Source organism: Pseudomonas sp. B12(2026), assembly GCF_057767015.1.
Map to the genome: position 1 here is coordinate 2,543,324 of NZ_CM173430.1, position 14,920 is coordinate 2,558,243.

The following is a 14,920-nucleotide window of genomic DNA, read 5'->3' on the forward strand; positions in this document are numbered from 1 at the left end:
TGGATGACCCCGCTGATTTCCTATTTCAAGCTCGCCTTGCATCCCGCCCGGGACGTGCTGTTCTTCGTGCTGCGCACGATCGCCGCCGGCCTGCTCTGCCTTTACCTGGCCTTCCTCTTCGATCTGGAGCAGCCGAAATGGGCGTTGATGACGGTGATCATCATCAGCCTGCCCCTGGCCGGCATGACGCTCAAGCGCAGCTTCGCCCAGGTGCTGGGAACGGCCGCGGGCGCGTCGGTGGCGGTGCTGCTCATGGCCTTGTTCCCGCAGGCGCCGATGCCCTTCATCATCAGCCTCGCCCTCTGGCTGGCCTTCTGCACGGCGGGTGGCACGCTGCTGCGCTACACCGATTCCCATGCCTTCGTGTTGAGCGGCTTCACCGCCGTGGTCGTCGCGATGCTGGCTGTGCCGGACCCGGACGGCGTCCTCATGCTGGCGATCACCCGGCTGACGGAGACGCTGCTGGCGGTCGCCTGCGTCGCGGTCGTCAGCCTGCTGACGGCACGTCCGCATGCCGTCGCCAAAGGCTACTTCGCCAAGGTGGACAGCCTGGTCAGGCTGATCGCCCGCCACGCCGCGGAAGTCGTCCGGACCGAGGAGGGCGAAAGCGCATTCCGCCAGCGCCAGGCGCAGCTGATCGCCGAAATCAGTGCGCTGGAGGGGCTGCGCCGGCACCTCTATTTCGATGCGCCGCACCTGCGCAGCGCCGACAGCCTGGTGCAGCTGTTCGCCAACCAGCTGGTCCTGCTGGTGTCCCGCCTGCAGGTGCTGCGGCAGCAGCGCGAGCTGGTCAAGGCGCACTGGCAGGGGCCGCTGCCGGCCGATATCCAACTGCTGCGCGAGCGCGAGTTGGCGAGCCTGGACGAGCTGGCGCTCGCGGGCGTATCGCTGCCCGCGGAGCGCCGCGCGGCGCTCCGGCGCGTTTACCAGGGCTTCGATGAGGCGGCCGACCGCGCCGAGTTCCTGAGCGAACCGCTGCCGCCGCGGATGCGCTCCCTGGCCTGGGCCCTGCGCTGGGAGCAGGCCCGGCTGCTGCGGCAGCTGGACGATGTGATCGAGCTCAACGAGGCGATCCAGCAGGGCAGAGCGGCCAGTTGCCCCAACCAGCAGGGGCGCGTCCAGGCGCTTCACCTGGATTTCCGCCTGGCCGGAATGAATGCGCTGCGGGCGTTCCTGGCCCTGCTCCTGGCGGGACTGATCTGGATGGAAACCGCCTGGGATGGCGCTCGCTCCGGCGTGATCCTGATCGGGGTCATGTGTTCGCTGATGGCGACCCTGCCGCGTCCGCTGCTGGCCAGCCAGAACTTCAACCGCGGCCTGCTGGTCGCCATTGGCCTGTCGGCCGTCTATCAGTTCGCACTGCTGCCGGTCTTCGGCGATTTCGAAATGCTCGCCCTGTGCCTGGTTCCCTTGCTGTACCTCTCGGCGGCCGGCCTGGCCAGCCCGATGACGGCGGGCATCGGCATGGGCATCGGCCTGATCGGCCTGCTGATGATCGGGCCGCAGAATGTCGGCACCTATCACAACACGGCCGTGCAGTGGTTCGAGTTCGCCGGGGGCTACCTGGCGGGCGGGGTACTGGCGATGGTGGTGTTCGCGCTGGTATTCCCCTTCAACCCCACGCAGCGCATTGCCTGGTTGTTCCGCCAGACCCGCGAGGATGCCTACCGGCAAGTCTCGGGCGCGGCCGGCCTGGCCCGGCAGTTCGATTTCGAGAGCCGCATGCTGGACCGGCTGTCGATGATGATCGGCCTGCTGCCGAGCACGGCCGATCCACGTTCCCGCGAGCTCTTCGACTGCAGCCTGATCTGCCCCGGGCTGGCGATCGCGTTGAGCCAGGCGAAGGCCCACTGCGCCAGCAGCGCGGCGCTTCCGCCGGGGACGAGAACGCGCTTGCACCAGGGGTTGCGGGATGTGGCCGACTTCATCGGGGCGCGGCGCCAGGTGGAGCTGGACGCCCTGCTGCGCGAGCTGGGCCGGCTCGGCCTGCTTCTGGACGATCTGCACGAATCGCAGCTGGCGCTCGGTCGAGAGGAACTGCGGCGCCTGTTCACGATGCGCGTCGCCTTGTCGATCGCGACCCTGTTGCTGCAACGCTATCGCACGGTGCTGGAAATGCCGGCCTCACGGCCACTGGAGGAGGGTGCCTATGCCCGTGGACTTTGAACTGGGCGGCGTCTACCTGCCGCCGATTGCCCAGGCCCTGCTGCTTGCCCTGCCGTTGTTCGCGGTGCTGGACGCCCTGTTGCGGCGGGCCGGCGTGCTGGCGTTCGCCTGGCATCCGGCGTTGTTCCAGGGCGCGCTGTATGCGGCGCTCTGCGCGGCCCTGGTGTTATTCATGGGAGTTGGTCTCTGAAATGTCTTCGTTGAAATCCGTATTGCCCAAGGTGCTGACGCTGGCGGTGCTGGGCCTTGCCGTCGGACTGGGCTGGTTTGCCTGGGAGTACTACACCCGCGCGCCCTGGACCCGCGATGCGCGGGTGCGGGCGGACGTGGTGACACTGTCCGCCGAGGTCGGTGGCCGTATCACCGAGTTGCCCGTCCATGACAACCAGTTCGTCAGGAAGGGCGACCTGCTGCTGCAGATCGACCCGGCCCGCTACGAGCTGGCGGTGTTGCACGCACAGCGTGCGGTGGAGGTCGCCCGGGCCGCGCTCGGCCAGTCGCAGGCGGCCATCGTCGCCAATCAGGCGCTGCTCAGGCAGCGGCGCAGCGAGGAGCAGCGCCGGCGGCAGCTGCAATCGCGTTCGGCGATCTCCGCCGAGGAGTGGGAGAAGTCCAGCACCGATGTTTCCGTGGCCGGGGCCAATCTGCTCCGGGAACAGTCCAACCTGGGCCTGGCGCAGGCCAATGTGCAGCTCGCCGAAGCAGCCCTGAAGCAGGCGCGGCTCGACCTTGAGCGCACCCGGGTGAGCGCGCCCGTGACCGGCCATGTGACCAACCTGCTGACCCGCCAGGGCGATTTCGCCCAGGCGGGCGCACCCCTGCTGGCGCTGGTGGACAGCGACTCCTTCTATGTCAGCGGCTACTTCGAGGAAACCAAGCTGCCGAAGGTCAGCGTCGGCAGCCGCGCGCGAATCTCCCTGATGAGCGGGGAGGAACTGGAGGGGGAGGTCGAGAGCATCGCCTATGCGATCACCGACCGGGAGAACCTGCCGGGCAACCGCCTGCTGGCGAACGTCAACCCGAGTTACACCTGGGTGAAGCTGGCGCAGCGCATACCGGTCCGCCTGCGCCTGGACCCGCGTCCCGAAGGCGCGCCGCCACTGCGCGCGGGCACCACCGCCACGGTCACCCTCCATGAGTAGGTCGGGAAGGATGTCCGCGCGGCTGCGGATGGTGGCTGTCCATGTTTGATCTGAACGATCTGTTCCTGTACGCCAAGGTGGTCGAGCACGGCGGCTTCGCCCCCGCGGGCCGGGTGCTGGGGCTGCCCAAGTCCCGTCTCAGCCGGCGGGTTTCCAGGTTGGAAGAGCGCTTGGGCGTGAGGCTGATCCAGCGTTCGACCCGGCATTTCTCCGTCACTGAAATCGGCCTGGAGTATTACCAGCATTGCGTTTCGATGATGGAGCAGGCCCTTGCCGCCGAGGACACCATCGAGCGCAGCCGGGCCGAGCCCCGGGGCATGGTCCGGGTGGCCTGCACGACGCCGCTGCTGGACTCGCGCCTGGCGCCCATTCTGGCGCGGTTCATGGCCCAGTGCCCGGTGGTGGAGCTGCTGGTCAAGAGTTTCAACCGCCGCGTCGACGTCATCAGCGAAGGTTTCGATCTGGTCCTGAGCGTCCGCCACCAGCCGTTGGAAAGCAGTGAGCTGGTCATGCGCAAGCTGGCACGCAGCCGTTACCGCCTGGTCGCGGCCCCCGCCGTGCTGTCCGCGGTCGACCGGCTGCTGGGGCCGGCGGACCTGGTCGAGCTGCCCAGCCTGTGCTGGGGGCCGAGCGTGCAGGACTGCATCTGGGAGATGGATGGCCCGGAGGGTGCTTCAGCCTCCATTCACATACGTCCCCGCGTGGTTTCCGACGACATCGCCGTCCTGCGCGAGGGCGCGCTGGCGGGGGTAGGGGTGACGCTGCTCCCGGAGGAGCTGGTGAGCGGGGACCTGGCGAGCGGCCGGCTGGTCAACGTCCTCGACGATTGGGCGCCGAAAATGGGCGACGTGGTCGCCATCTTCCCCTCGCGGCGCGGCCTGATGCCTGCCGTGCGCAAGCTGATCGATTTCCTTGCCGAGGCGTTCGAACAAGAGTCCGTGGCTTCTTCATGAGGAGCCATTTTGCAGTGAAGCGCCCGTCCGGAGCGAACCCGGCGGCGCACGAGTGGCGCACAGCCCGTACGACCCGATTGACCTGCCGGAACAGGAGACCCCGCCATGTCCCACGATGACCCATCCGCCGCGCAACCGGCGCGGCGCGATTTCCTGCGCAAGTCGCTGACCCTGATTCCGGTGGCCACCCTGGCCGGCGCCGGGGTCGGCAACGTGGTGCTCGGCGAGACGCCGAAAGCGCCACCGGCCGCCGAGCCTGCCGCCGGGGCGGAGCAGGGCGCAGCGCAGGCCCGCGCCTACTCGCCGAGCTACTTCACCGCCGAGGAGTGGGCCTTCGTCAAGGCCGCCGTGGCCATCCTCATCCCCACCGATGCGCTGGGGCCGGGGGCCGCGGACGTCGGCGTGCCGGAGTTCATCGACCGCCAGCTGAACACCCGTTACGGCAGCGGCGGGCTGTGGTACATGCAAGGCCCCTTCCACCCGGACGCCGCGCCGGAGCTGGGCTACCAGCTCAAGCTCAGCCCGCAGGAAATCTACCGCCTGGGCATCCGCGAGGCCGACGCCTGGTGCCGGGCGCAGTGGAACAAGCCCTTCGCCGGGCTGGACGCCGCGCAGCAACAGCAGGCGCTGGTCGCCCTGGACGGCGGCAAGGCGGCATTCGACTCGGTGCCCTCCAGCACCTTCTTCGCCATGCTCTGGATGAACACCCGCGAGGGCTTCTTCAGCGACCCCATGCATGGCGGCAACCAGGGCATGGCCGGCTGGAAACTGATCGGCTTCCCCGGCGCCCGCGCCGATTTCATGGATTGGGTGGAGCGCGACGAGCGCTATCCCTTCCCCCCGGTTTCCATCAGTGGCGAGCGAGGTTGAGCGATGGCCCAGGTAATGAAGAAAGTCGATGCGGTCATCGTCGGGTTCGGCTGGACCGGCGCCATCATGGCCAAGGAGCTGACCGAGGCGGGGTTGCAGGTGGTGGCCCTGGAGCGTGGCCCGGCGCGCGACACCTACCCCGATGGCGTCTACCCGCAGACCATGGATGAGCTGACCTACAACTCGCGCAAGAAGCTGTTCATGGACATCTCCCGCGAGACCGTGACGCTGCGGCATGGCCTGAACGACCTGGCCGTGCCGTACCGCCAGTTCGGCGCCTTCCTGCCCGGCACCGGCACCGGCGGGGCCGGGCTGCACTGGTCGGGCGTGCACTTCCGCGTCGACCCGGTGGAGCTGCGCCTGCGCAGCCACTACGAGGAGCGCTACGGCAAGGCGTTCATCCCCGAGGGCATGACCATCCAGGACTTCGGCGTCAGCTACGAGGAGCTGGAGCCGTACTTCGACTTCTCCGAGAAGGTCTTCGGCACCGCCGGCACCGCCTGGTCGATCAAGGGCCAGGTGGTGGGGCGTGACAAGGGCGGCAACCCGTTCGCGGCCGATCGCTCCAGCGACTTCCCGCTGCCGGCGCAGAAGAACACCGTCTCCGCGCAACTGTTCGAGAAGGCCGCCCGCGAAGTCGGCTTCCACCCCTACAACCTGCCGTCGGCCAACACCTCCGGGCCCTACACCAACCCCTACGGCGCGCAGATGGGGCCGTGCAACTTCTGCGGCTTCTGCAGCGGCTACGCCTGCTACATGTATTCCAAGGCCTCGCCCAACGTGAACATCCTGCCGGCGCTGCGCCAGGTGCCGAACTTCGAGCTGCGCAACGACGCCCATGTGCTGCGGGTGAACCTCAACGCGGAGAAGGACCGGGCCACCGGCGTCACCTACGTCGACGCCCGGGGCCGCGAGGTGGAGCAGCCGGCGGACCTGGTGATCCTCGGCGCCTTCCAGTTCAACAACGTGCGCCTGATGCTGCTCTCGGGCATCGGCAAACCCTACGACCCGGTGAAGAACGAGGGCGTGGTGGGGCGCAACTTCGCCTTCCAGAACATCTCCACCGTGTCCGCCTTCTTCGACAAGGGCAGCCACCACACCAACCCCTTCATCGGCGCCGGCGGCAACGGCGTGGCGGTGGACGACTTCAATGCCGACAACTTCGACCACGGCCCCCACGGCTTCGTCGGCGGCTCGCCGTTCTGGGTCAACCAGGCCGGCACCAAACCCATCGCCGGGGCCAAGGTGCCGCCCGGCACGCCCAGGTGGGGCGGCGAATGGAAATCCGCCGTGGCCGACAGCTACCGCCACATGCTGGCGATGGATACCCACGGCGCGCACCAGTCCTACCGCGACAACTACCTGGACCTCGACCCGGTGTACAAGGACGCCTACGGCCAGCCGCTGCTGCGCATGACCTTCGACTGGAAGGACAACGACGTGAAGATGAACCGCTTCATGGTCACCCAGCTGCGCAGGATCGCCGACGCCATGGGCGCCAAGGTGGTCGCCGCGCCGATGAAGGAATTCGGCCAGCACTTCGACGCCACCGTCTACCAGACCACCCACCTCAACGGCGGGGCGATCATGGGCAGCGACCCGAAGACCAGCGCGCTGAACCGCTACCTGCAATGCTGGGACGTGCCCAACGTCTTCGTGCCCGGCGCCTCGGCCTTCCCCCAGGGCCTGGGCTACAACCCCACCGGCCTGGTGGCGGCGCTGACCTACTGGTCGGCGCGGGCGATCCGCGAGGTCTACCTGAAGAACCCCGGCCCACTGGTGCAGGCATAGGAGCCCCGCGCATGAAGACATTCCTGATCGCCGCCCTGGCCGCGGCCGCCAGCACCGCGCTGCATGCCTCCGACGCGGCCGACCCGGCGCTGCTCAAGCAGGGCGAATACCTGGCCCGCGCCGGCGACTGCGTGGCCTGCCACACCGCCAGGGGCGGCCAGCCGTTCGCCGGCGGCCTGCCCATGGTCACGCCCATCGGCGCCATCTATTCCACCAACATCACCCCGGACAAGAGCGGCATCGGCGACTACCGCTACGAAGACTTCGAGCGCGCCGTGCGCCAGGGGATCGGCAAGGACGGCAGCACCCTGTACCCGGCGATGCCGTACCCGTCCTACGCCCGCGTCAGCGACGAGGACATGCGCGCGCTCTACGCCTACTTCATGCACGGCGTGGCGCCGGTGGCGCAGCAGAACAGGGACAGCGAGATCCCCTGGCCGCTGAGCATGCGCTGGCCGCTGGCGATCTGGCGCGGCCTCTTCGCCCCGCAGGTCAAGCCCTTCGAGGCCGCCGGGCAGGACCCGGTGCTGGCGCGCGGCGCCTACCTGGTCGAAGGCCTGGGCCACTGCGGCGCCTGCCACACGCCGCGCGCCCTGACCATGCAGGAGAAGGCCCTGGGCGCCACCGACGGCGCGCTCTACCTGTCCGGCAGCGCGCCGCTGGAAGGCTGGATCGCCAAGAACCTGCGCGGCGACCACAAGGACGGCCTGGGCAGCTGGAGCGAGGCGGAGATCGCCGCCTTCCTCAAGACCGGGCGCACCGAGCGCACGGCCGTGTTCGGCGGCATGGGCGACGTGGTCGAGCACAGCATGCAGTACATGAGCGACGCCGACCTCACGGCCATCGCCCGCTACCTGAAGGCACTGCCGCCGGTGAACCCGGACGACCAGCCGTTCCGCGAAGACCGCCAGGTCGCCGAGGCGCTGTGGAAGGGCGACGACGGCAAGACCGGCGCCGCGCTCTACGTCGACAACTGCGCGGCCTGCCACCGCACCGACGGCAAGGGCTACGCGCGGGTGTTCCCGGCGCTGGCCGGCAACCCGGTGCTGCACAGCGCCGACGCCACCTCGCTGATCCACATCGTGCTCGACGGCGGGACCCTGCCGGCGACGCAGACGGCGCCGTCCACCTTCAGCATGCCCGGCTTCGCCTGGCGGCTGTCCGACCAGCAGGTGGCCGACGTGGTCAACTTCATCCGCAGCAGCTGGGGCAACCAGGCGGGGGCCGTCGATGCGGCTCAGGTCAGCAAGTTGCGCAGCGGTGGGCCGCTGCAGGCCTTCGATGCGGACCGGCTGATCGAGAGCACGACGACAAGTGTCCGGCACACCCCCTGATCGAAGCGAGGGAGCGGTGAATCCGCTCCCGCATCGCTCCTCAGCCATCCGTCGAAACGCTGGTCGCCTCCCAGGCGTCGATTTCGACGTTCAATGCCGACAACTTGCCTCGCACCAGCCCGAGTGCGTCGCTGCCGAGCAGAAGATGCGCGGGCGGGCGGTCCGCAGCAATGGCGGCCAGCATGGCCCGCGCCGCCTTCCTGGGGTTGCCCGGTTGCTTGCCGCTTTTTGCCTCGCGGGCTTCGCGGATGGGGTTGAAGCTGGCGTCGTAATCGGCAATCGAGCGGGGCGTCCGGGCCATCGAGCGGCCCGCCCAGTCGGTGCGGAATGAGCCCGGCGCCACGGCCGTCACGGCAATGCCGAAGGGTTCGACCTCCTTGCCCAGCGCCTCGGAGATGCCCTCCAGCGCAAACTTGCTGCCGCAGTAATAGGCGATTCCCGGCATCGTGATGAAGCCGCCCATGGAGGTGATATTCAGGATGTGGCCGCGGCGGCGCTCGCGCATGAACGGCAGGACGGCCTTCATCATGGCCACCGCGCCAAACACATTCACCTCGAACTGCCGGCGCATCTCCGACAGCGGCGACTCCTCCATGATGCCCTCGTGGCCGTAGCCGGCATTGTTGACCAGCACGTCGATGGGGCCGACGTCGGCCTCGATTTCCGCCACGACGCCGTCGATCGCGTCGAAGTCGGTCACGTCGAGCACACGCCCCCAGGCGGTATTCGTGGAAAGTGACTCGAAGTCACGCTTTGCCTGCGCACTTCTCAGCGTACCGACGACCTTGTGACCCGCCGCCAGTGCTTCCTCTGCGAGCGCGCGGCCGAAGCCGCTGCTGACGCCGGTGATGAGCAGGGTTTTGCTGGATGCCATTGAGGCTTCTCCCGGTTGTTGATTGGAGAGTGCATACTGGTCTGGCAAACGAAGCTCGATAAGCTGAATTACGCTGATTTTCTTGCATAAAACTATGAGCACGAAACAGGCATCGACCCCGTATCCGGACCCGTCCTGCCAAAGCCAGGAGCGCATGGCTGCCCTGCTGCGCGAGTTGGCGCCCGACGAGGGCTACAACCTGACGGCGCTGCCGAGCGTGCGCATCCTGCGCTCGAACCGGGCACTGGCGCGCACGCCCGTCCTCTACGACCCCGGCATCGTGATCGTCTGCCAGGGCCGCAAGCGGGGTTATTTCGGCGACCAGGTCTATCTGTACGATGAGCGCCACTACCTGGCCGTGTCCGTGCCCGTGCCGTTCAGCATGGAGACCGACGCGACCGAGGCGCGCCCGCTGCTGGCGCTGTATCTGCACCTCGATTTCAAACTGGCCGCCGAGCTGGCGGAACAGATCGACCGCCAGGGACTGGCGGAGCCCGCGCGAGCGCCGCAGAGCATGATGTCGACGCCGATGGACGACGCGATGCAGGCGTCCGTGTTGCGCTTCCTCGAAGCGCTGCGGCGGCCGCTCGAAGCGGCCATCCTGGGCGACGGGCTGCTGCGTGAGCTGTACTTCCGGGTGCTCACCGGCGCCCAGGGCAGCTCGATGCGCGAGGCCCTGGCGATGCGCGGGCAGTTCGGCCGGATAGGCCGGTCACTGCGCCTGATCCACGCGCGCTATGCGCAGCCCCTCGACGTGCGGCAACTGGCCGCCGCGGCGGGCATGAGCGTTCCGAGCTTCCACAGCCACTTCAAGGCAATCGCCCAGGTGTCGCCGATGCAGTACGTGAAGTCGACGCGGCTGCATCAGGCCCGCCTGCTGATGGTGCGCAACGACCTGACCGCGGAGGCGGCGGGGCTCGCCGTGGGTTACACGAGCCCGTCGCAGTTCAGCAGGGAATTCAAGCGTCTGTTCGGCCTGACGCCGGCCGCGGAAGCCAAGCGCATGCGCGGGAGCTTCGCGCTCCCGGCGGCATTCGCGGACACGGCGTATGTCTCGTCGCACTGAGTCCGGCTCGTCGTGACGAACCCCCGGCGCCCGCCCACGGGAGACTGTCGGCGGGCGCGTTCGCGTCAGATCACGAAGAAGCCGTGGGTGCCGTCGCGGCCCAGTTGTTCCACCAGGCCGAATTCCCAGTCCAGGTAGCCCTGCATGGCCTCGCGCGGGTTGTCGGTGCCCTCGTAGGGGCGGCGATAGCGGTCGATGCGCGGCGCGGCCAGCAGGCTTTCGCCGTCCTCGGTGGGCAGGCCGGCGGCGACCCAGGCGGCGGTGCCGCCGTCGAGCAGGAACACCGGCTTGCCGCTCAGCACCTCCACTTCCGCCACGGCGAAGCGCGCCAGCAGGCTGCTGCCGCAGGTGAGCACGTAGCGTTCGGCATCGCCCAGCTGCGCCAGGGCCTGCTTCAGCTGGCTGCGCAGGGCCCAGGCGGCGCCGGGGATGTGGCGTTTCACGTAGTTGGCGCTGGCGGTGAAGTCGAGCACCCGGGTGCCCGGCTCGCGCAGCCAGTCGGCCAGGGTCTGCGGGGCGATGGTCTCGGCCTGCGGCCTGGCCGGCAGCGGGGCGTTCCACGCGCCTTGCTCGCTGAAGTCGGCGGCGGACAGCCCGTCCAGCACCGCCACCTGCCAGCCCATCTGGGCCAGCCAGGAAGCGCTCATGTTGGCGCGCGCGCCGTCGTCGTCCGCCAGCACCAGCCGCGCGCCGCGCACGCTGGCGACATGGTCGGTTTCCTGCACCAGCTGCCCGCCGGGCGTGGAGCGCGAGCCGGGCAGGTGGCCGGCTGCGTATTCCTCGGGCGTGCGCACGTCGAACAGGTAGGTGGTGCGCGCCGCGTCGGCCTGCCATTGGCGCAGGCCGGCCAGGTCGATGCGCGTGACGCCCGCGCGGTCGGCCACGGCGCGGGCGCGCCGGGCGGCGGACTCGCGGGTGGCGCCGGAGACTTCGCCGAAGCGCCGCGCCTGGCCGTGCTCCAGTCGCTGCCCGGCGAGGGTCCAGCCGATGGTGCCGTTGCGCAGCGCCGACACCGGGTTGGGAATGCCGGCGTTCACCAGCGACTGGGTGCCGATGATGCTGCGGGTGCGCCCGGCGCAGTTGACGATCACCCGGGTGGCCGGGTCCGGCGCCAGCTCGGCCACGCGCAGCACCAGTTCGGCGCCGGGCACGCTGATGCCGCCGGGGATGCTCATGGTCTGGTATTCGTCGAAGCGGCGGGCGTCCAGCACCACCACGTCGGCTTGCGCGTCGAGCAGCGCCTGCACGTCCTCGGCGGCCAGCGACGGGGTGTGGCGCCGGGCTTCCACCAGTTCGCCGAAGGACTTGCTCGGCACGTTGACGTCCTTGAACAGCTCGCCGCCGGCCTCGCGCCAGCCGGCCAGGCCGCCGTCGAGCAGGGCCACGTCGCGGTAGCCGAGGCCGAGCAGGCGCTGCGCGGCGACTTCGGCCAGGCCTTCGCCGTCGTCATAGACGGTGACCGGCGTGTCGCGGCGCGGCACGCGGGCGTGGATTTCCAGCTCCAGCTTCGATAGCGGCAGGTTGGCGGCGAACAGCGGGTGCGCCTGGGCGAACGGGTCTTCCTCGCGCACGTCGAGCAGCGCCAGTTCCTGGCGGGCGAGGAGGGCGGCGTGGATGTCGTGGAAGCTGCGGCGGGCGATCTGGCTCATGCGGGGTTCTCTTTCGACAGGTCCCAGATATTGGGCAGGCGGCTGTTGGAATAGCCGGAGATGAAGGGCTTCTCTTCGCCTTCGGCGCTGAACACCGCACGCCGGACCGCGCCGATGTTGGCGCCGTAGACGTGGATGCTGATGGACGGGCGGTCGGCGAAGGCGTTGCTCACCTGATGGATGTCGCCGATGCGCGGCGACACCGCTTCCACCTCGCCGGGCTCCAGGCGCCGGGGTTCGCCGGCGGGTCGCAGGCTGCCGTCGGCGGCGAAGGCGAAGGGCTGCGAATACTCGGCGCCGCGCAGCATGCCGATCAGGCCCCAGACGCGGTGGTCGTGCACCGGCGTGCGCTGGCCCGGGCCCCAGACGAAGCTGACCACCGAGAAGCGCTGCCGCGAGTCGGCGTGCAGCAGGTACTGCTGGTAGCGCTGCGGGTCGGGGCGGGCGTAGTCCTCGGGCAGCCAGTCGTCATGCCGCACCAGTTCGGCCAGCAGCGGGCGGGCCTGGGCGAGCAGCGAGGCTTCGTCGGGGCGGGTGTCGAGCAGTGCCGCGAGGTCGCCGATGAACTGGCGCAGGCGGTCGAGGCGCAGGGGGGCTGGCATGGGGATGGGCTCACTCCGATCAGGTTTGGCGCTACGGTAGCAAAGGCGTTTTTATTCCTGAAATGCATTTTGAATCTAAGCTAATATGCGAGAAGTGCAAAATTTCTTCGACCATCCATGCAGGTCAATGTCCATGAAGATCGATGACATCGACGCCTTCGTCGCGGTGATCCGCAGCGCCTCCCTGAGCCAGGCCGCCGAAAGCCTGGGCCTGACCCAGTCGGCCATCACCCGCCGGGTGCAGAGCCTGGAGGAGTCCCTCGGGGTGGCATTGCTCGACCGCAACACCAAGCCGCTCAAACCCACCGCCGCCGGGCGCCGGGTGTTCGAGCAGTGCCGCCGGGTGCTGCGCGAGGTGGACGGCCTGCGCGAACTGGTGGCCAGCGACGCCGCGCCCAGCGGCGTGCTGCGCCTGGGCGTGCCGCAGAGCATCGGCGAGGTGGTGCTGCTGGAGGCCCTGCGGCGGCTGGCGGGCGAGTACCCGGAGCTGCGCGCGCAGGTCAGCAGCGGCTGGGGCGGCCACCTGCTGGCGCGGCTGGACAACGCCGAACTGGACGCGGCGGTGGTGCTGTTCCCGCCGAACAAGGTGTTCCCCGACGACCTCGGCGCCACGGCGCTGGGGCGGGTCGAACTGCGCGTGGTGGTGGCGAAGGACAGCGACATCCAGGCCCGCCGCCTGCTCGACTGCCACCCGCACGGCTGGGTGCTCAACCCGGACGGTTGCGGCTTCCGCGCCGGCCTGCAGCGCGCCCTGGCCGACCAGGGCCTGGGCCTGCAGCTGAACCTGGAAACCTTCGGCAGCGAATTGCAGCTCGGCCTGGTGGCGGAAGGCCGGGGACTGGGCCTGGTGCCGGCGCCGGCCCTCGCGCGCAGCCGCTATCGCGAGCAGCTGCGGGTGCTGGAACTGGAGGACTTCCAGCCGCTGATCCAGCTCTGGCTGGTGCGCCCGCGCCTGCTGGGCAACCTGGAAACGCCCGCGCGGCTGTTCGGCGCGGCGGTGGCCGACGCGCTGGAAATCACGGCGGGCTGATTCAGCGCGCCGTCTCCCCTTGTAGGCGCGAGCTTGCTCGCGAACCGCCTGCAACCCGCCATGGCGGAACCGCTTTCGTAGGAGCGGAGCTTCTCCGCGAACAGCGGTGCGTGTTGAACGCATCGCGGACAAGGTCCGCTCCTACGGTTCGCCTGCGAGCAGCAAAGCGGGAAAGCGCGGCGCGCAACTTTGTCACGCCTGAATATGCTCAATTAGCATATTAGGATATGACAAAAATGAATTTCCATCATGAAACACTTGCCTATAGCTTCTAAGAACAACGTCTGACAAGACGTTTTTCTTATAACGAGCGCCGCGACCTTATGCAGCGGCTCAGGCGAGGGCAACACAGTGAGCGTGGAAATTCTCGGCATGATCACCGCCACCCCGAGTTCCGAGGTGGATCAGCCATTGGGGGACGCGGTGGACGCCGGGTTCGTCCGGCGTTTCGCCCAGGCCCATGAGGACGCCGGCTTCGACCGCGTGCTGGTGGGCTACTTCAGCAACGCCGCCGAGGGCGCGGTGGTCAGTTCCTTCGTCGCCGCCGCCACCCGCCGGCTGGGCATCCTGCTGGCCTATCGGCCGGGCGTGATCGCGCCGCCGCTGGCCGCCCGCCAGCTCGCCACCCTCGACCAGTTCAGCGACGGCCGCCTGGCCCTCAACGTGGTCAGCGGCGGCAACGACGAAGACCTGGCGCGCGACGGCGACTACCTCGACCACGACCGCCGCTACGCCCGCACCGACGAATACCTCACCGCCCTGCGGCGCATCTGGAGCGCCGAGGCGCCGGTGGATTTCGCCGGCGAGTTCTACCGCTTCCAGGGCGCCTCGCCGGCCGTGCGCCCGCGGCAGACGCCGCACCTCCCGATCTACTTCAGCGGCTCCTCCGACGCCGCCATCGCGGTCGCGGCGAAGCATGCCGACACGTACATGCTCTGGGGCGAGCCGCTGGCCGCCGTCGGGCAGCACATCCAGCGGGTGCGCGCCGCCGCCCGGGCGCAGGGCCGCGATCCGCGCTTCTCGGTGTCGTTCCGGCCGATCGTCGCTGACACCGAGGAAGCCGCCTGGAAGCGCGCCGCCGAAGTGCTCGAACAGGTGCGCGAGAACCGTGTGCGCCTCGGCCTGCCGCTGGGCGACCACAAGCCGGAGAACGTCGGCTCGCAACGCCTGCTGGCGGCGGCCGGGCAGGGCGAGGTGCTCGACACCCGCCTGTGGACCGGCGTGGCCCGCCTGACCGGCGCGCGCTGGAATTCCACCGCCCTGGTCGGCACCCCCGAGCAGGTCGCCGCCGCGCTGGGCGAGTACTACCGCCTGGGCGTTTCCACCTTCCTGATCCGTGGCTTCGACCCGCTCGGCGACGCCGTGCGCTACGGCCAGGGCCTGATCCCCGCCATCCATGAACAGATCGCCCGCCTGCCGCAGCTGCGGCGCGCCGGCTGAGGA

At 69.2% G+C, this 14,920-nt stretch carries 13 protein-coding genes; 10 read left to right on the plus strand and 3 right to left on the minus strand.

Translation table 11 applies throughout. The features are described 5' to 3' along the window. Positions 1 to 3: 3 nt before the first annotated feature. From AC3B6A_RS11930 to AC3B6A_RS11960, 7 genes are all read left to right on the plus strand, one after another. Positions 4 to 2,166, plus strand: a complete 2,163-nt coding sequence (locus AC3B6A_RS11930) for an FUSC family protein (protein WP_488402966.1) — start codon at positions 4 to 6, stop codon at positions 2,164 to 2,166. Then, complete coding sequence (locus tag AC3B6A_RS11935; RefSeq protein ID WP_488402967.1) at positions 2,150 to 2,356, plus strand: DUF1656 domain-containing protein; 207 nt, start codon at positions 2,150 to 2,152, stop codon at positions 2,354 to 2,356. The genes AC3B6A_RS11930 and AC3B6A_RS11935 overlap by 17 nt, the downstream gene beginning before the upstream one ends. 1 nt (position 2,357) lies before the next feature. After that, positions 2,358 to 3,308 (plus strand): HlyD family secretion protein, encoded by a 951-nt coding sequence (locus AC3B6A_RS11940; RefSeq protein WP_488402969.1) that lies wholly within the window; start codon positions 2,358 to 2,360, stop codon positions 3,306 to 3,308. Between the two features lie 41 nt (positions 3,309 to 3,349). Beyond that, complete coding sequence (locus AC3B6A_RS11945; protein ID WP_488402971.1) at positions 3,350 to 4,261, plus strand: LysR substrate-binding domain-containing protein; 912 nt, start codon at positions 3,350 to 3,352, stop codon at positions 4,259 to 4,261. A gap of 105 nt (positions 4,262 to 4,366) precedes the next feature. Next, the gene (locus tag AC3B6A_RS11950) at positions 4,367 to 5,131 is read left to right on the plus strand and encodes a gluconate 2-dehydrogenase subunit 3 family protein (protein ID WP_488402972.1); all 765 of its coding nucleotides are present in this window, start codon (positions 4,367 to 4,369) and stop codon (positions 5,129 to 5,131) included. A 3-nt stretch (positions 5,132 to 5,134) separates the two neighbouring features. Then, positions 5,135 to 6,922: a GMC family oxidoreductase gene (locus AC3B6A_RS11955; RefSeq protein WP_488402974.1), complete on the plus strand. Its 1,788-nt coding sequence runs from the start codon at positions 5,135 to 5,137 to the stop codon at positions 6,920 to 6,922. Between the two features lie 11 nt (positions 6,923 to 6,933). After that, complete coding sequence (locus tag AC3B6A_RS11960; protein ID WP_488402976.1) at positions 6,934 to 8,256, plus strand: cytochrome c; 1,323 nt, start codon at positions 6,934 to 6,936, stop codon at positions 8,254 to 8,256. A gap of 40 nt (positions 8,257 to 8,296) precedes the next feature. On the opposite strand, the gene AC3B6A_RS11965 is transcribed toward AC3B6A_RS11960, so the two are convergent. After that, positions 8,297 to 9,130, minus strand: coding sequence for an oxidoreductase (locus tag AC3B6A_RS11965; protein WP_488403576.1), 834 nt, complete (start codon positions 9,128 to 9,130; stop codon positions 8,297 to 8,299). Positions 9,131 to 9,284: 154 nt separating this feature from the next. Here AC3B6A_RS11965 and AC3B6A_RS11970 point away from each other — a divergent pair, with 154 nt between their 5' ends. After that, entirely contained in the window at positions 9,285 to 10,196 is a 912-nt protein-coding gene (locus AC3B6A_RS11970) for an AraC family transcriptional regulator (RefSeq protein WP_488402977.1), read from the plus strand. Positions 10,197 to 10,261: 65 nt separating this feature from the next. Here the strand turns inward: AC3B6A_RS11970 and AC3B6A_RS11975 are convergent, their stop codons facing one another. Then, positions 10,262 to 11,845 (minus strand): rhodanese-related sulfurtransferase, encoded by a 1,584-nt coding sequence (locus AC3B6A_RS11975; protein WP_488402978.1) that lies wholly within the window; start codon positions 11,843 to 11,845, stop codon positions 10,262 to 10,264. Next, positions 11,842 to 12,447 carry a 3-mercaptopropionate dioxygenase gene (locus tag AC3B6A_RS11980; RefSeq protein WP_488402980.1) on the minus strand — a complete coding sequence of 202 codons (606 nt, stop codon included), beginning with the start codon at positions 12,445 to 12,447 and terminating at the stop codon, positions 11,842 to 11,844. The genes AC3B6A_RS11975 and AC3B6A_RS11980 overlap by 4 nt, the downstream gene beginning before the upstream one ends. Positions 12,448 to 12,580: 133 nt before the next feature. Between AC3B6A_RS11980 and AC3B6A_RS11985 the strand changes: the two genes are divergently transcribed. Both AC3B6A_RS11985 and AC3B6A_RS11990 read left to right on the plus strand, forming a co-directional pair. Further along, a complete protein-coding gene (locus tag AC3B6A_RS11985) occupies positions 12,581 to 13,477 on the plus strand; it encodes a LysR family transcriptional regulator (protein ID WP_488402981.1) in 897 nt (298 codons plus the stop codon). Positions 13,478 to 13,828: 351 nt separating this feature from the next. After that, entirely contained in the window at positions 13,829 to 14,917 is a 1,089-nt protein-coding gene (locus AC3B6A_RS11990; protein WP_521774162.1) for an LLM class flavin-dependent oxidoreductase, read from the plus strand. Positions 14,918 to 14,920: the final 3 nt, after the last annotated feature.